19 protein-coding genes are annotated in these 14,451 nt (G+C 57.7%); 8 read left to right on the forward strand and 11 right to left on the reverse strand.

What is annotated here, in order from left to right; all coding sequences use genetic code 11:
• Nucleotides 1–206 precede the first annotated feature (206 nt).
• Genes P7644_RS19870 through P7644_RS19890 form a run of 5 tightly spaced genes read left to right on the forward strand, consistent with a single transcriptional unit; the run spans nucleotide 207 to nucleotide 2,094 of the window.
• Nucleotides 207–461, forward strand: coding sequence for a hypothetical protein (locus P7644_RS19870; protein WP_404303454.1), 255 nt, complete (start codon nucleotides 207–209; stop codon nucleotides 459–461).
• Nucleotides 462–484: 23 nt separating this feature from the next.
• On the forward strand, nucleotides 485–955 hold the full coding sequence (locus tag P7644_RS19875; RefSeq protein WP_404303380.1) for a hypothetical protein: 471 nt from the start codon (nucleotides 485–487) through the stop codon (nucleotides 953–955).
• A gap of 13 nt (nucleotides 956–968) precedes the next feature.
• A complete protein-coding gene (locus P7644_RS19880) occupies nucleotides 969–1,547 on the forward strand; it encodes an RES family NAD+ phosphorylase (RefSeq protein WP_404303381.1) in 579 nt (192 codons plus the stop codon).
• A 16-nt stretch (nucleotides 1,548–1,563) separates the two neighbouring features.
• On the forward strand, nucleotides 1,564–1,725 hold the full coding sequence (locus tag P7644_RS19885; protein WP_404303383.1) for a hypothetical protein: 162 nt from the start codon (nucleotides 1,564–1,566) through the stop codon (nucleotides 1,723–1,725).
• A 30-nt stretch (nucleotides 1,726–1,755) separates the two neighbouring features.
• Complete coding sequence (locus tag P7644_RS19890; RefSeq protein WP_404303384.1) at nucleotides 1,756–2,094, forward strand: chlororespiratory reduction 6 domain-containing protein; 339 nt, start codon at nucleotides 1,756–1,758, stop codon at nucleotides 2,092–2,094.
• Nucleotides 2,095–2,251: 157 nt separating this feature from the next.
• On the opposite strand, the gene P7644_RS19895 is transcribed toward P7644_RS19890, so the two are convergent.
• The 4 genes from P7644_RS19895 to P7644_RS19910 form a co-directional block, all read right to left on the reverse strand.
• Nucleotides 2,252–3,223, reverse strand: a complete 972-nt coding sequence (locus P7644_RS19895) for an MFS transporter (protein ID WP_260668054.1) — start codon at nucleotides 3,221–3,223, stop codon at nucleotides 2,252–2,254.
• Between the two features lie 472 nt (nucleotides 3,224–3,695).
• Nucleotides 3,696–4,094, reverse strand: a complete 399-nt coding sequence (locus P7644_RS19900; RefSeq protein ID WP_069105830.1) for a hypothetical protein — start codon at nucleotides 4,092–4,094, stop codon at nucleotides 3,696–3,698.
• 4 nt (nucleotides 4,095–4,098) lie between these two features.
• Nucleotides 4,099–4,692, reverse strand: coding sequence for a hypothetical protein (locus P7644_RS19905; protein ID WP_404303386.1), 594 nt, complete (start codon nucleotides 4,690–4,692; stop codon nucleotides 4,099–4,101).
• Complete coding sequence (locus P7644_RS19910) at nucleotides 4,689–5,057, reverse strand: hypothetical protein (RefSeq protein WP_260668055.1); 369 nt, start codon at nucleotides 5,055–5,057, stop codon at nucleotides 4,689–4,691. Before P7644_RS19910 ends, P7644_RS19905 begins: the two co-directional genes overlap by 4 nt.
• A 591-nt stretch (nucleotides 5,058–5,648) precedes the next feature.
• Here P7644_RS19910 and mobI point away from each other — a divergent pair.
• On the forward strand, nucleotides 5,649–6,068 hold the full coding sequence (gene mobI / locus P7644_RS19915; RefSeq protein WP_146186043.1) for a conjugative transfer protein MobI(A/C): 420 nt from the start codon (nucleotides 5,649–5,651) through the stop codon (nucleotides 6,066–6,068).
• 1,321 nt (nucleotides 6,069–7,389) lie between these two features.
• Here mobI and P7644_RS19920 read toward each other — a convergent pair.
• Nucleotides 7,390–7,761 carry a hypothetical protein gene (locus tag P7644_RS19920; protein ID WP_060987628.1) on the reverse strand — a complete coding sequence of 124 codons (372 nt, stop codon included), beginning with the start codon at nucleotides 7,759–7,761 and terminating at the stop codon, nucleotides 7,390–7,392.
• A gap of 30 nt (nucleotides 7,762–7,791) precedes the next feature.
• On the opposite strand from P7644_RS19920, the gene P7644_RS19925 reads away from it, so the two are divergent.
• On the forward strand, nucleotides 7,792–8,154 hold the full coding sequence (locus tag P7644_RS19925) for a hypothetical protein (protein WP_404303388.1): 363 nt from the start codon (nucleotides 7,792–7,794) through the stop codon (nucleotides 8,152–8,154).
• Between the two features lie 373 nt (nucleotides 8,155–8,527).
• Nucleotides 8,528–9,415 (forward strand): hypothetical protein, encoded by an 888-nt coding sequence (locus P7644_RS19930; RefSeq protein WP_108627286.1) that lies wholly within the window; start codon nucleotides 8,528–8,530, stop codon nucleotides 9,413–9,415.
• Nucleotides 9,416–9,476: 61 nt separating this feature from the next.
• Here the strand turns inward: P7644_RS19930 and P7644_RS19935 are convergent, their stop codons facing one another.
• The 6 genes from P7644_RS19935 to P7644_RS19960 form a co-directional block, all read right to left on the reverse strand.
• A complete protein-coding gene (locus tag P7644_RS19935; protein ID WP_108627287.1) occupies nucleotides 9,477–9,740 on the reverse strand; it encodes a hypothetical protein in 264 nt (87 codons plus the stop codon).
• Between the two features lie 598 nt (nucleotides 9,741–10,338).
• Nucleotides 10,339–10,863, reverse strand: a complete 525-nt coding sequence (locus P7644_RS19940) for a DUF6036 family nucleotidyltransferase (protein WP_108627289.1) — start codon at nucleotides 10,861–10,863, stop codon at nucleotides 10,339–10,341.
• A complete protein-coding gene (locus tag P7644_RS19945; protein ID WP_108627290.1) occupies nucleotides 10,860–11,534 on the reverse strand; it encodes a helix-turn-helix domain-containing protein in 675 nt (224 codons plus the stop codon). Before P7644_RS19945 ends, P7644_RS19940 begins: the two co-directional genes overlap by 4 nt.
• Nucleotides 11,535–12,170: 636 nt before the next feature.
• On the reverse strand, nucleotides 12,171–12,371 hold the full coding sequence (locus P7644_RS19950) for a hypothetical protein (protein ID WP_108499163.1): 201 nt from the start codon (nucleotides 12,369–12,371) through the stop codon (nucleotides 12,171–12,173).
• A 259-nt stretch (nucleotides 12,372–12,630) separates the two neighbouring features.
• Nucleotides 12,631–13,980 (reverse strand): HipA domain-containing protein, encoded by a 1,350-nt coding sequence (locus P7644_RS19955; protein ID WP_108627291.1) that lies wholly within the window; start codon nucleotides 13,978–13,980, stop codon nucleotides 12,631–12,633.
• Nucleotides 13,977–14,294, reverse strand: coding sequence for a hypothetical protein (locus tag P7644_RS19960; RefSeq protein WP_199226546.1), 318 nt, complete (start codon nucleotides 14,292–14,294; stop codon nucleotides 13,977–13,979). Before P7644_RS19960 ends, P7644_RS19955 begins: the two co-directional genes overlap by 4 nt.
• Nucleotides 14,295–14,451 lie beyond the last annotated feature (157 nt).

Consider the following 14,451-nt stretch of genomic DNA (forward strand, 5'->3'; position numbering starts at 1 on the left):
GCGAAGTTTTCAGGAGCGATGTACATTTCCCCATGGAAGCACGGCCTGGCCGATGGATGTCGGCCGCGTGACCACAGGAGATCGAAATGCTTGTTTGTATAGACGGCCCGAGTCTGCCCAGAGCGCCTTCAGCGCTAGATCACTACGCGATCATTCGCCGCAACGGCTGCGTGGTTCCGTTCGAACCGCAGAGGATTGCGGTAGCCATGATGAAAGCGTTCCTGGCCGTGCATCAGACGATGCGGCGGTCTTGCACATGGCACCCGTTTTCCTACCCGATGAGCACCCTGTCGAGTCGCGTCTCGCAGTGGTATAGCCACGAACGCCTGGAGGTCCGCTTCCCGAAGATGGGCGGTGGCGCGCGCCTGAGGTCACGGCGCCGCAACAACACAGACCTTCGCGACGGATCTACTTCTGGCTTCTTCTCGGCGGCAAAGCCCAACCTGCGCAACGCGCCATAAGCGCACCACGGTTTGAAATCCCCATGAACACCCTGTCCATTTCCTCACCGTTTGCCCACCGCAATGCCCCAGACCTCTCGCAGGCGTCTCCTGATCCCTACGCGACAGCGGCCCAGTCTGCCGCTGTCTTGCGCTCGGGTGCGCAGTACCGCCGCGAGCGCATGGAAGCCGACGACATGATCACGACCGACGACGCTGCACTGCTGGCAGGCGCCAGCCGGGTGACCATCAACGCCTGGATCAAGTCGCGCCGCTGCATCGGGGTTTCCCACCTGCGCCGGGGGTTCAAGTTGCCGCGCTGGCAGTTCGAACCCAACCTGTGGCCCATCCTGCAGCCCTTGGCATCGGCCCTTGGCGCGTCCGATGGCTGGCAGGTGCTCACCTTCCTGGAGACGCCGGCATCGGCCCTCGACGGCCAGACACCGCGCGCCGCACTTGAGCAGGGCGTCTCAGCGAAACACATCCTGGCATTGGCAACGGCTGAGGCTCACTGAATGACCTCGCCTCATGAACCTGACAGACCTCAATCCGCCATTCATTGAACTTCCTGACCGCCAAATCTGGCACCGCATCCAGCGCACCAGCTGGCGCAAAGACAGCGTGCGAACGCGCGGGTTCATCCTCCCGCCCTTCGGCATTCCCACTGGCCGTTTCGATCTGTCCGACGAGCCCACTGCCTACCTCGCCGATAGCGAGTTGACCTCGTGCTACGAGGCGCTTTTTCGGCGGGACACGCGCAGCTACACCCTGGATCAACTCCGGCAACGCTCACTGGTAGCCTTTCGCACGGCAGCAGGGATGCGCCTTGTCGATCTGCGCGGGCTGGAGGAGAACTACCCTGTGCTGCAATCCCTGCGTTACGAGGCCACACAAGCCTTTGCCGCCGACGCCCGGAAGGCCGGTGCTCATGGGGTCATGTACGCATCCGCGCAGCACCCCTACCATTCCTGCATCTGCCTGTTCGAACGCGGCGTGGCCAGCATGACCAAGGTATCAAGCACACCGCTCGTGCAACCCGGCAGTGATCGCCTCCACCTCAGTGTTCTGCGCGCAGCTCTGGGCTCTCAAGTAGCCATCGTCTCGTGAATCAGGAGTGCAACCCATGCCCATGACCCCGCGTCCATCAGTAGTGCGAACCGATGTCGATGGCCTTGCCGCCTTCCAGGGTGACGCGCTGCTGGTGCTGGAGATCTCCAAGCGCGAGATTGAAACCGGAAACATCGCGAGCGCGCTGGAGCGCCTGCACGCAATCGCCGAGTCCTGAGAGACGGCCCTTCGCTACCAAGAGTGCCTGGTGATTCAGGTGCTGGGTTACGACTCTGACCACCGTGAACTGGCGGAAATCCCCGAGGTGCGCGCCTTCTTTGCCCGACTCGCTCGAGAGTGGCCCCACTGGATGTGGTTCCTGCACAGGCATGTAGGGGCGATCCATTTGCTGTTGGCACTGCTGTGCAAGGTCAAGATCCATCGCCGGGGGAGCAGTACAGGGACCGAGTTTCTTGACCGCCATGAGCTTGCTGCCCAGATGGCTGACCTGTTCCAGCGCGGCAACGCCATGTTCGAGGCGTTCGGAATCAGCGAAAGCGAGGCCGAAGCTTCATGCGAGCGCGCGTGCGCTGAGCTGGTTCCATAGCCACCGTCGTCCGGGGCCGTGGACGAGCCGATGGGATGCTGGATCACCCCCTCAGGGTGCATGGGCCACGACAAGAAACACCTAACGGATGGGAAATCTGGGCGGAAAGGAGATTCCTGTCGCCCGAACCCACGACAGGATCACCCGAGCGAAAATGTCAGTCCTGGTAGACGGACACACGCCGCAGCGTTTTCCCCAAAACGACCACTTCCACACTGCCGACTGAGTAGCCACCGAGCTGCCAGCGGCGGCTACCATCTGACGCACGCTGCTGCTCCCCAAAGGCACCTGCCATCCGCTGCTCGAACGCAGACATGTCCTCGGCCGTGACGCTGCAGGTGACACCCACCATGCCCCGGCGCGGCTGGAAGTCGAATTGCACGGGCCGATCCACCGAGCAGGGAATGAAGCCGTCGCTCAAGCGGATGGGCGGCGGCATGCCGGCCTGGTAGCCCATGCCACACCCGATACCGCCTCCAAACGAATAGGCACTGCAGTTGCGGACATCGAAGCCATAGAGATCACCAGCATCTCTGGGCGACATCCCCAGGGGCGCGGCAACCGACACGCCACCCTCATCACCAGGCTTGGCGATGTAGACCATCTGAGCCGAACCGCAGCTGGGGTACAGCCGCACCTTGTAGCTGGTACCGTCCTTGAGCTGGCTGGACACGTCGAAGAAGCCCTCCTTCGAAAACGAGGTCTTCACGTTCCACGGACCCTCGTGTTCCAGCACCTTGCTGATGGCCTCGATCAGGCTGGACTCACGGCAGGAGCCGCTTTGGGTCGCGGCGAACCAGGTTGCCTTGGCCTGCGCCGATTTCGTCACGTCATCGGCGCAGCGCAGCCAAGACTTGTCCGAGTTGGCGGCGGCATAGGGCCCCCAGCACCACCCACGGGATTCAGCCATCTCCTCCGCAAGGTTCGCGCGGCTGCACGGAGATCCTGGCTTGTCCGAATCCCGTGTCGCCGCGCGGCACTCTACCCGCTGGTGCAGGGCCTCGGCCTGCAGCTTTTCATCGCTCATGGCGCCGTAGGCTTTGCGCACGTCTTCGACGGTCGTTTCACCGCAACCGGTCAGCGCCAAAGTTGCGGCCGACACCAAAGGCAAGAGGACAAGAAGCTTCATTGGGATGGACGGTAAGGGGAAGTGGCGAGCTTAGCCCGGAGCGTGCTCAACTGGCCACCGCTGGCGTCCAGTTCGGTGAAGTCGTTCACATTGCCCGTCCAAAAACAAAGGGCTGACCACCGGTCAGCCCTTTGGCAAAGAATCGAGCGTAATGTGGGAGCGCTGTTCTTCGCAAAACCCGATCACAGGATCAGAACGCTCATCCTACCCGCGCCCTTCACTCAAAACAACTGTCGGTGGATACTCGTAGCCCCTTTTCAAAAGGTATGCCTGTACTGCGGTGACTCTGACCTTGGCCAGATCCAGGTCCGTGAATAGTTCCTGTCTGCGCCCATGACGGCGATTTGTCTCGCCGTACCAATGGCGGTTGATTACACAGGCATCGAACAGATCAACATCCAGGCTCAGGATGTACCGGCGTTTTCCACGAACAAACTCTTGACGCATACGCGCTCCGCAGAAACAGGCCTGCCTACGACGACTTGGCGCGCTTGCTGGCGAGTCCCACGGCCAGGTCAGTCAAGACCGCAGCTTGCAGGTTCTGCAATAAATCCTCAGGCACTCTGGTCCAGGCCAAAATGGAATTGGGATATGCGCCTACTGGCATTCCGTGTTCATTGAGGATGCAGGTGGTATTCCCCTGAGTGAAAACACTGCCATAAATGACGGTAACCGATGGCTTCATCATCATTTCCAGGCCGAGGGACTCAAGGTACATCGAAGGGTCGTGGGCAATCACCTCCACATACCGCTCATTGTGAATACCGCACCACTTACGGCAAGCCATGGCGACTCGAACTCCCTCTGGGGGAATGCCCACAGTCCAGGAGCCAAGACTTGCGGACTGAGTGTTTTTCAGATCTTCATTCATTCAATTAACCCAAAGAACGTGCAAAGCTTCGAACGCCTTTGCCAACCCTGTTACTAGCGTCGGTCGTGGACGATAACTCGGTACTGCTTGGACTACCTGCAATCTCCTTTACCGGGTCAACAGGCTTCGGAAGAGACTCCACGTCAGTTGCATTCGTCGGTAGCGCAGGTTGTCTTGAGCGTGGGCTGTCCGACGAAATCTGAGATCTAGGCTCCGCCGCCATAGATGCTTGTATTGCTGGCTTACTCCCGTCTACTACGAGTTTCCCCGTCTCTGAATAGAGCGCCAGAAGTGCCAATATCCTCAAACGTTCGGCTCTAGCGCGCTTAGAAATACTGCTCAACTGATCTAGCAACTTTGGTTGTGTTTCGCCAATAAACACTGCGAACTGGATCGGTTCGAGCTGCCCGTCAACAACCCCCATGTTTACCGGAATGCCCCTGAAAGTTTCTGATCCGCTTTCAAGGTACATACCGATCATTGCCAAAGCCCTAAGCCGTTCTGATCTGACATTAGCCGGAATCCGCGCAAAAGCACTATGCAAAAGCGGGTATGCCTCGTTAATTTCGACAACGACTTTCAGGCTTTTGCCGCTCATACAGAAGCACCGCCGAGCAGCCAAAATCCACGCGCATTCGAAAGCACAGGATTTTTAGGCGATACCACTTTCAGGCGCGGGAATGCCTCCTGAATTGCCTGCTGGAAGAAGGAAGATCCACCGCCGACCAGAACAATAACGTCAGGAGACATAGTTTCCACGCGGAGAGCCTTTTGAATCGAAGTGGCTGCGACAGAGGAAAGAGTTTCACTTGCCTTCTTGAGGAAAGGAGCAAGTTCGACACGCTCACCCATGAGCAAGATGCTTTCCTTGCCGGAGTGAATTGCATTTCCGAGCGTTTCGACACTCACTTTTGCTCCGTGCTCTTCGGAAATAAAAGTTCCCGCTTGCGCTCCCACCTTCATTACATAAACTTCACAATTAATCGCACTCCATTAGACACTTAATGCAATTACGTGCAATTCTTGTCGCAGGTCAACCGCAGCGTAGTCGCAGCAAGTACGCCTGGCGTCGGACGGTCTCGTAGCAGTACAGAGTGACTAATGACTCACTTCAACGAATTGCTCGGACAAAACGACGTTTTCATCATTTTACGCCTCTTGATCCTAATAGGATGAATTCACACCCCTCTTTATGCGGACTGCAAGATCAGCTGTTCCAGCGGCTCTTTGACCTAGTGGATTCATCCTATTAGGATGGAACGGCAAATAATGGATCATAAAGAGACCCAACCCCCTCCGCTCCCTGCGACATGAAAAGTCCAAAAAGCTGTGCATCCTAATAGGATGGATTGGCACCCTGAATCCATCCTATTAGGATTGACACTTTTTCAAGCCTACACCTGAGGATGCTATAGGATGGGTGGATTCATCCAACTAGGATGGACCAGACCAGCATCTCCATCCCGGAAAAAGTGTGTTTTGAGCAGTACGGCCCCGTGGATGGATGTACCGGGTATCTCCATACACGGTAAAGAGATGGATCTACCCCCCGAAATGAACAAAGACGAACTAGCCCTCTATGAAGATGCAATCCAAGGCCTTGAGCGATGCATCGAGGTGCTCTATGGCCAAGCCATGGTCGCGGCAGACGAGTACATGAGCTTTGTGGATCGGGTTGAGGCGAAGGCGACAGGCTGGGAGTCCAGGTCAACACTGCAACTGTCATGTACCAGAAAGGGCAACCACTTGGATCTCAAATGGACGGGAATCCGTTGGTTTGGTCAAAAGAACAACCGACAATCCATTCGAGTGAGGATTGCGATCAATGAAGAATCAATGACCTATGCAAAGGACCGACTGAATACCTTTGCCAGAGAATGGGAAATTGATGAAGTGATGAAGACAGAAAAAAAAGCTTCAATCCATCAGACGAAAGTCAAAACACATTGTCAAGGCCATCATCAATACTCGTAATGCCATCCGCGTGTTGAAAGCGCAGAAGGGGGATGAGGTTGAGTCCGAGGAAGAGGCGGTCGGCTAGGGCCTATGTAAAAGCAATAGAACCCGCAGCTTGACCCACAATCTTCTTTTTTCACTTGCACTTAAACCTGGGCCCTATGTAGATGCACATGGGGCCTTTGACATTTCAGGGGTGGATTGATGTGCTCGCTGGATGTTTCCCTCGCGGCGTTTGTGCTCTTCAGGCCCCGTGCTTTGACCCCCGTCTTCTTTCCCCCGAAGAAATAAGCGCTCCGTAGTTTGGTTCCATTGATCTCGGGGTTAGGCGATCACACTGGCTCTTCCTCTATACACATTGCGGTCTTTCGAGGCTGTTATTGAGAGGACGAATCGCCCCTCGCGGAATCGCCTCAATCGCGGCGATAGCTGAGGCCCTATGTAGATGCATTTCTATGTAGTTGCGCATCGATTTTGATGACGGCCCTCGTCGCCCAATCAGCCCGACAGCGTTTAGTGTTCGCCCCGCACTTCCGTAGCCTTAATTTCCGCCCGGAACCGGTATCTTCACCATCTGGTGCTCGGTATTTGTCCAGTTTCCAGGCTTCGCCTTTCAGCACCCTGTTTCACGGCTGGAATTGGCATATGAATTCGAAGGCCGACTTGCGACAACAGTAAGATTGCGATGGCGAGCGTTGGATACGACGAGCTACGCGGAAGCCATTCGGCCTTTGGCGTTTCTGGCGGTGGTCCGCGTCGGGTTTTGATTCAGTGGTAACCCAAGGAGAATTCCGCTCTCTGAGCCCGATGACGCGCGGCGGTGCAGAAATCGCTCTCGTGACCTTTTTCACCGAAAAGCCGCCTTTGCCGGTCTTAGTGGCGCAGCCCCCCCGGCGCGACCCTATAAAGCGGGAATTGCTCTCCGCTGCTCTCTCGAATCTCTGCGGGCCGAGGGTTTTTCGTCTCCCGTAATAGAACCCCAAGATCCTCCGATGGGCCTCCTAGCTCACCAAACGCCCTCAGAGCCCCAAAGTAATTCACCCCCCGGCTGGAGTTTGGAAGCTTGTTTTTGGAGCCTCCTGCGCCTCATTACATGGCCCTCCCCCGTTTGGTTAGACCCGCTCTATTTCGGAGTGGTTTCAAAAGGTGGCAGCAGTTTTCTAGCGTAGCCCCCAGAGAAGAGCAAAGCTTCGCGGATTTCCTGCTCCCCAAGCACCCGAGCATGGTCCACAAGCCCCCGCCAGACAGAGCCGTCCTCAAAATAACGAGCCTTCACGATTTCAGCGTCTAGATCTGCGGCTATGACTTGCCTATACGGCTCTAGATCTTCCAAATCAAATTAGCCTTGGTGGAGCGTGGAACTCGCGAGATCCAGCAATATGACGCCCGCTTTTTGCAGCTGGTATCCGTCTTCATAAAACCGGCGCACTCCCACGCGAGCTGCTTGGACCAGAATGGATGTGTCTGCAGTTGGTCTGCGCAATGGCACGACTACTCCGCGCGAAAACTGGGGAAGTGGCCGAAAAGGCGAGCTGTGGGCAAAGCCATAAAGCTGGCCCGCGAAACTCCCCTGCTTCCTGAGTTTTTCTGCCGCGCGTGACGCAAACTCACTCACGGCCTCCAGTAATGGCTCCAGCGTTTTCACCGGACGGCCGAAGGACCGCGTTACCGCGATTTGCTTTTTATCGGTGGGCACATCTTCCAGCGCCATGCACGATTGCTGCCCTTTTCACCCGACCCCGTGAAACTCAGCCTGGGCTTCAAGGGGGATTCGCTCTCCGTAATCAACGTGCAGCGCCCCGACGAGGTGATGGAGACCAAGATCCGGCAGGAGCTGGAAGCCAAGTACGGCTCGCCGACGCTCGATGATGGACGCAAGGACGAACAGTGCATCTACCGGAACGGCAACAGCTTTACCCTGAAGTCGGGCGTGATGTCAGTGCGCTGTAAGGATGACGAAACCTCGACCACCACAGATCTGAACCTGGTGCATTGCCAGTCGTGCCCGTCAAACCTCAGCAGCGGCATGGTCAGCACGCAGCCATCCCGCAGCCTCTCCATTCAGCGTCGGCCCGCCCCCGCCAAGGCCAGCGGGCTCTTCTGAGCGCCCTCCTCCCCCTCGAGGTGGCAAAAGCGCCTTTTTGCTCAAGTGCGAAGCACTCACGAGTGAGAAAAGCGGTTGAACTCAACAGGTCGGTTGTAGGGGGCAGAGCGCACGCAGCCTGATCCCGCTTTCGGGTGGGGCATGTAATCCAAACAAATCACACTTTTTGCCCTCGGTCCTGCGCGATATACTTGCAAGGCCACCCCTGGGCGCGCGCCGCTTGCGGCGTTGGGGGGTCTATTGAGACCATGGCCTGATCACCATTTACAAACCCTCGATCCTCTTTCTGGAGTGGTGGAGCTTTGCGAATGCGCCCTCCCAAGCTTTGGCCCGAAAGCGCCAAGGCAGCTCCATCGTGAATGAAGGAGTTCGAATGAAGTTGTATGTCAACGATGGCGCCGTTTTTGCCGCCAATGTCAACCTTAGCCAAGCTGCCAAGAAGGCAAAATCCCTGAAGTACGTCGAAACCGTTGAGGAGGGCGAGAATCTGATCGCCCAGCTGCTCGGACATCGCGACTTTTTCGAGGTGCGACATCTCGCCAAGAAGGGCGCAGCCAGCCGCAACATTGCGCACCTCGACGAATTTGCTATCTACGACCTGTTGCACAAGAAGTCCGTGACCAAGGGCGAACCGTTCCCTCGCGATCTGCCCCGTCAGTTCAATCGTCCCTGGAAGGATCAAGCCCTGCAGCTTCTGGATGTGGCGCTGGCCAACTGCAAGCCAGACGAACTGGATTTCGTGGCTCTTGTGGGTGGTCCTGGATCTGGCAAGACGATCCTCGCCAAAGCCCACAGCGTCAAGACAGGTGGCTACTTCATCGACGCGGACCTGTACGCGTGGTGGGCAAAACTCTCACCTCCGCGTAACGTTGCGCCGGCAAACTATCTGGACCGCCCAGCGAAAACGCCCACAACGACCGGCACCAACGCGCGTTTCGTTGCTGCCCGCGAGTGGCAGGCAACAGGTATGGACCAGCGCACCGAGGCCAAGGCCTCAGGAGTCTTTCGTGTCCCTGAACTCGGCTTCCCGATGGATGAGATTGAGGTCATGGAAAGCAATTCTCCGGCTCGGGCACTGGTGCGCAGCAGCCCAACGGTGATCGCCTTCGGGTCTCTAGATGCCGTACAGAAGGCTCTTGACAACGCTTGGCATGCGTACATGGGCGGCCAAGCCAAAACCGCCCGTCTGAACTGGGGTGTAGCCCACGTGGTTTGCTTGGATGACATGACAACGCACACGCTGCGCCGTAAGTCGGGATAAGCATTCTGGGGGTCCGGCATATGCCCGAGCCCCCTCCTCAGCTCCAAGGGTCCAGCTTCACTTAGCTGTCTGCCGCGTGCCTGATGAGCATGCAAACCGCCTTGTAGCTCTCCATCACCAGAAGCGTGCGGGCCCCTTGATGCACTCCGTGACCAGAGCAGGTTTCATTGAGCGTCAACTTCGTCTTCACACCCGCCGCGTAATTGGCGCTTGCCACATCGACCACCGTGGTGATCAGGTCCACCTGCACCAGCGCGCTACGCGGTACTACCAGGTCATCGCTGGAATCGTTGACGACAGTCAGGTCGATGCGGGGAGTCGGCATGTTGGGGCGCTGTCAGACCATCAAGGTCTTGCCAGTCTTGTTGGCCATATCGCCCATGCTACTTGATGGCCCTGAAGGAAGTCACACACGCGCATGCCCTGGCGCTCCCCCGAAAAACACACGAGCCCATGGCCCGCAGTCTCACTTTCCGGTTGCTGGAACGAGTGCATAAACGCAAACCAGAGGCCGGAGGAAAGTGAGCCCGTTGAACAGATGACAGTGGCAACTCTCGGGGATGTGGCCATCATCTCCGACAGCGGGGAGCAGTATCTACGCGCAATCAACACAAAGGGCATGAACCGCGACACGCTGGCAGACAGCTTCATTGGTGCAATCCAGGCTGAGCCTTCACGGCATCCCCTGACTTTCCAAAACCCATATCCCGGTGGTCATACGCTGGCTTGTCTCGCAACACACGACTGTTTGCTGAGCCACGTTGTGCTTTTCGGGGTCTTCTACGCCACGTTCATAACGCGCAATCCATCGGGTTATGGCGGCGACTCCAGGGTGTTTTTCATCAACCCGGCATCTAGGGAGTACAACGCCAGCGACTTCAGCTGCGAGGTTGCCGCAGGGCGAATCAAGGGCTTGGGGAGACCTACTTCGCCCAGCGCTTGATGCGGGCTACCAGTCGCGCGATTTCTGGAGGCTCCAGTGGCATTGAGGGAGCAAGTTCGAGACACCTTTCAAGGGTCACATACCCTCGACGCAAGAGCCCCGTGCAAAACTCCTGATCCTTCGGCCTGGCTGCAGCCGCCTTCGACATGAAAAGGTCTTCAACGTCCAAGCACCAGCCAATGAAGCTGTCGGTATTCCCGTTCTGCACCTTCCATAGCCGTTCCTCCCACCCCTGGGGCAGGACTGCAGTCTCTGGGCCCACGCCTTGGGCATAAAACCCGTTCGCAAGGTGAAACTCGGAGCCCTCGCCCAGCACCCCTTCGATCTTCTCCGCAAGCTCAGGCGCGTACCTGGGATAAATGTCAGCCTCTGCAGACATCTTGAACTCGGGGTCTGGGTAGGGAATCTTGCCCAGAATGGACTGGCTCCCGATCACAACGAATTCGTACTCTTCGGTGATCGCACCGCTCGCCCGGATCAGATGCTCCAGTTCGTGGCGATTCATGGAAGGGGCCCTTCCGCACCAAAAACAATCCCCTTCTTGAGAGTTGAAACATGACTCAAGATGCTTTCGCGATCCTCTTTCGAGAGCAACGTGGGCAAAGGAGACGCCTGGCGTAGCTCCTGCGCATGTCTCGAACGGCCCAAAACCTTGCTCCACTTCTTCGCCATGAGGATCTTGAGCCACTCTGCGTAAAGGGTGTGCGAATGCGCGTTGCCACTTTTCATCCAGCGATTAACAGTCTCCTTGGCTTCCTCGATCAGCTCGGGATTGGCCCGCACCCGCTCCACCGCCTTTTCGTGAAGAACCAGGCTCAACAGATCCTGCGCCTGATGCCGCTTGCTGTCCGCGCTGATCATGATTTGAACCTGAGGCGCTGGTCGGTGTGACCGGGCCGCCGCCGTACCAGGCTGCGCTGGATGAACCATATCTCCCGCCAAAAATGCCAAGTCAGCGGCCACGCCTAGAACACCCATCACCCGCAGATAGGTGCCCATGGATGGGCCTGGATCGCCAGCTTCCACCGAAGCGAGTGTCATGCGGGAAATGCCAGCGCGTTCAGCCATCTCGACCGTGGTGAGCTTTCGCGCCTTGCGCAGTCGGCGCAGGCGATCACCCAGCTGCAATAGCAACTGCCGGTGAAGGACGAGAGAATCAGAAGGATCGGGTTTCATTTGGCTAGAATTTTATACAAACGACCTATCAATGTCCATATTTCTAGCCACATGAAAAGGCGCGACCACATAGCTAATGCGACGACAAAGGCTCCTGCTCAATCAACCTTTTGTCATGACATACCAACGCACATGGCCCTCAGGCGGCTGGGGCGCGTCTGGTAACTCGACTGCAGTCACAAGGCGCTGGACCAGCCACATGACCTTCCGGCCCGAGCAAGAGGACCCTTGGCAAGCTTATCCACCACACCATCGTCCCGAATGCCCAAAAGCGGCTGCGGGCACCGCACTGAGCCCCCAACCATGGCGATCTGGGTTCCCAGCGAAGATCGCCCTTGCCCTGCCCTTATCCATGTGGGGCCTCACAAAGATGGCCTCGAAGTCCTCCACAGCCTTCGGACTTGGGGCCATGCGCGTAACGGGCACCTGCGGCTGTGGGCCCGACACAGAGGTACCACAAATGGCCGTCCAGCAGCGCAACGGCAATAGGGATGGCCAGATGTGCATCTCTGCCCGTAGTTCCCGCTTTTCATGGCATCACGAGAACGTCGCCAATCCGAAAGGACGTGGGCGAAGGTCAGGGACATGGATTCTCCGAAACGGGTGCGGTCGGCTGGCGGTACGTGAGGGTTTGTTTCAGGGGTGCGCGCAATCAGGCATAGGGGTGCCAGGGACACCCCGCATCACCTGCGTGCTCACGCGGTACTGCGCGCCGCGCTTGGTCGTGAGCACAGGGGCGTAGCTGTAACCGCCGCTGTAGAAGCTGGATGGCAGTTCGGCCAGGGAGCCCCCGGCCCGCAGAGCGCTGAGAACCTGGTCGAGTCCAGCAGATTTCATTTGGTGGGGGCGCCACGCTCACCCAATCGTCCTCTGCATGGGTATCCTTCGATGCGTCAGTCGTTGCTGGCGCCCCGTTCTGTGGGCCTCTGGGCTGCTTGATGACTCTTATTGCAATTCAATAGCCAATTCAAAGCAGTACGGCAGTTGCTTTGTCAATTTCGATGAAGGAACTGAACCCGCCCAATTCAGCATTTGGATAGCGTCCAATTCGGCATTCAACCCATTCACGGGCTTCCTCTGCTGGGCTCACTTGTCGCTAGGCTTGGGGGGCCTTAGCAGCCGGGACTGGCAAGCGGACGCGTCTGAGCATGTCCGCAATCACAATCATGCGGATGGAGCGCAGGAGATGGCTTTGTGCGCCGACAGTTTCGCGGGTGGGCGTGCCGTTTGGCCCTGTGGCGTCGCGCATAGTGGCTTCCAGCTTGTCGGCGATGTCTTCTGCGGCCTTATCCAGCTTGCTCACGATCTTGCCGATCTCGCGCGCGGCAGTGACCTTGTTGAGCCCCAGCTCCATGCCGGTTTCAAGGAGCTTTTCGAAAGTCACTTCAGCAAAGAAGGTCGCTCCTGCAACGGGAGTGGCCAGCTTTTCGTTGGGCCAGACGGCATCGCCGTCGCTGTAGACCCGCGTGTGATACACCGCCGTACACAGGAGGTCGTAGAAGGGGGCCACTCGCTTACCCTCCTGATCCACCAAAAACGAGATGTTCTTCAGGTGCGAGTCCGAGTTGCCCACCATCGTGTTGAAGATGATCCAGCGGAACACCTCCAAGCGCGCCACCACTTTGTTGCGACACTGGTCGATGAGTTCGTTGAGCTTGGGGAGGGTGGCGCTCGTGTACTTGTTGAATGCAGGCTCATTGAGCAGCTGGATGCCGTCGAGCGCATGCACGCGGTCGGGTTCGATATGCCCAGGCGTTCGGTCGAAACGCTCGATGATGAACACTGGCTCCGGGAGGTACAAGTGCCAGACACTGGGCACGGTGAGCCCCAACCGAGCAGCCAGCAGCATGGTGAACGTTTCGTTGATCACTGAGTGCGGATAGCCCTCGGCCGTCGAATTCGGCTTGAGGATGTGGGTGGATGGCGTGCCTTTCAGGGGCTCGCTCAATTCCTGGCTCTTCGGATCAAAGAGAACCACCATCTTGTGCTGAGCCCCGGCCAGCGACATGCGCTTGGGGGCATCCTTGTTCAGAGACGCCCTCGGCAGGTTGCGGATGCGTTGAGACAGGTCTTCCCAAGTGAGCGGCTGCATGCCTTTTTCAGGCTGCGGTGCGCCCTCAGCCTGCAGCACCAGGGCCCCAGCCGACTCCATGCCCATGCGCTCCAGCATGCCGAAGGCATCCGCGGATTCCACGTTCACCTCTTTCGCCAGCACCTGGCGCATCAGCTCCTCGGGCAGCAGGTTGTCAAAAAACCATTGCACGGGCCGCGACGATGAGCCGTCCACCTGCCAGTCGGTGGATAGCGGAAGAGACGGGGCCAGAGGGAATGCGCCGGGGCTTGCCAACCAGGTGCCGGCATACTGGAACGCCCAGATGTTGTCGGCATCGCGCAGCGTGCCCACCAGTGCTCCGTTGATGAGGACTTGGAGCGTGCGGGTGGTCATTCACGCACCTTTTTGATGATCATTTTGTTCTCGGTGCTGGAAAGGAGAACCATGTTTGATTTGGGTAAAAAGTGCTCAAAGGCCCGCTTCACAGCGGATGCCTGCGAATCTGGCACCTCCAACAGCACCCGGATACCAAGCTCATCGAGCACCTTGAGCACGCGCCCGAACTGAATGGTGTCCTTGCCCTTCTCCAGGTCGCGCAGGAACACATGGCTTACCCCAGGCACATCCTCCTGACGAATACTGTTGACCTTGCGCATAGCGCGGATGGCCACACCGACGCTCTCAACTGACGTTACCTGTATCTGCATGTACACGCTCCTGAATCTCAATGATCGCTTAGGTTTAAGCCATTATGGACCCTGGAAGTAGTCAAACGCAACGATCTATTCGTTTTGACCATCACCAGTGGGTTTGAGGCTTAAAACTAAGCACACCATTCGATTCTGACCTTCAATACATCGTTGA

Origin of the sequence: Alicycliphilus denitrificans (genome assembly GCF_044792555.1) — a bacterium.
In the GTDB taxonomy this organism is placed as follows: Bacteria; Pseudomonadota; Gammaproteobacteria; order Burkholderiales; family Burkholderiaceae_C; genus Alicycliphilus; species Alicycliphilus denitrificans_A.

Coding starts and splice junctions, on each gene's coding strand:
- P7644_RS19870 (WP_404303454.1), top strand. CDS start 207: ATGATGAAAGCGTTCCTGGCCGTGCATCAGACGATGCGGCGGTCTTGC.
- P7644_RS19875 (WP_404303380.1), top strand. CDS start 485: ATGAACACCCTGTCCATTTCCTCACCGTTTGCCCACCGCAATGCCCCA.
- P7644_RS19880 (WP_404303381.1), top strand. CDS start 969: ATGAACCTGACAGACCTCAATCCGCCATTCATTGAACTTCCTGACCGC.
- P7644_RS19885 (WP_404303383.1), top strand. CDS start 1,564: ATGCCCATGACCCCGCGTCCATCAGTAGTGCGAACCGATGTCGATGGC.
- P7644_RS19895 (WP_260668054.1), bottom strand. CDS start 3,223: ATGAAGCTTCTTGTCCTCTTGCCTTTGGTGTCGGCCGCAACTTTGGCG.
- P7644_RS19900 (WP_069105830.1), bottom strand. CDS start 4,094: ATGAATGAAGATCTGAAAAACACTCAGTCCGCAAGTCTTGGCTCCTGG.
- P7644_RS19905 (WP_404303386.1), bottom strand. CDS start 4,692: ATGAGCGGCAAAAGCCTGAAAGTCGTTGTCGAAATTAACGAGGCATAC.
- P7644_RS19910 (WP_260668055.1), bottom strand. CDS start 5,057: ATGAAGGTGGGAGCGCAAGCGGGAACTTTTATTTCCGAAGAGCACGGA.
- mobI (WP_146186043.1), top strand. CDS start 5,649: ATGAACAAAGACGAACTAGCCCTCTATGAAGATGCAATCCAAGGCCTT.
- P7644_RS19920 (WP_060987628.1), bottom strand. CDS start 7,761: ATGGCGCTGGAAGATGTGCCCACCGATAAAAAGCAAATCGCGGTAACG.
- P7644_RS19930 (WP_108627286.1), top strand. CDS start 8,528: ATGAAGTTGTATGTCAACGATGGCGCCGTTTTTGCCGCCAATGTCAAC.
- P7644_RS19935 (WP_108627287.1), bottom strand. CDS start 9,740: ATGCCGACTCCCCGCATCGACCTGACTGTCGTCAACGATTCCAGCGAT.
- P7644_RS19940 (WP_108627289.1), bottom strand. CDS start 10,863: ATGAATCGCCACGAACTGGAGCATCTGATCCGGGCGAGCGGTGCGATC.
- P7644_RS19945 (WP_108627290.1), bottom strand. CDS start 11,534: ATGAAACCCGATCCTTCTGATTCTCTCGTCCTTCACCGGCAGTTGCTA.
- P7644_RS19950 (WP_108499163.1), bottom strand. CDS start 12,371: ATGAAATCTGCTGGACTCGACCAGGTTCTCAGCGCTCTGCGGGCCGGG.
- P7644_RS19955 (WP_108627291.1), bottom strand. CDS start 13,980: ATGACCACCCGCACGCTCCAAGTCCTCATCAACGGAGCACTGGTGGGC.
- P7644_RS19960 (WP_199226546.1), bottom strand. CDS start 14,294: ATGCAGATACAGGTAACGTCAGTTGAGAGCGTCGGTGTGGCCATCCGC.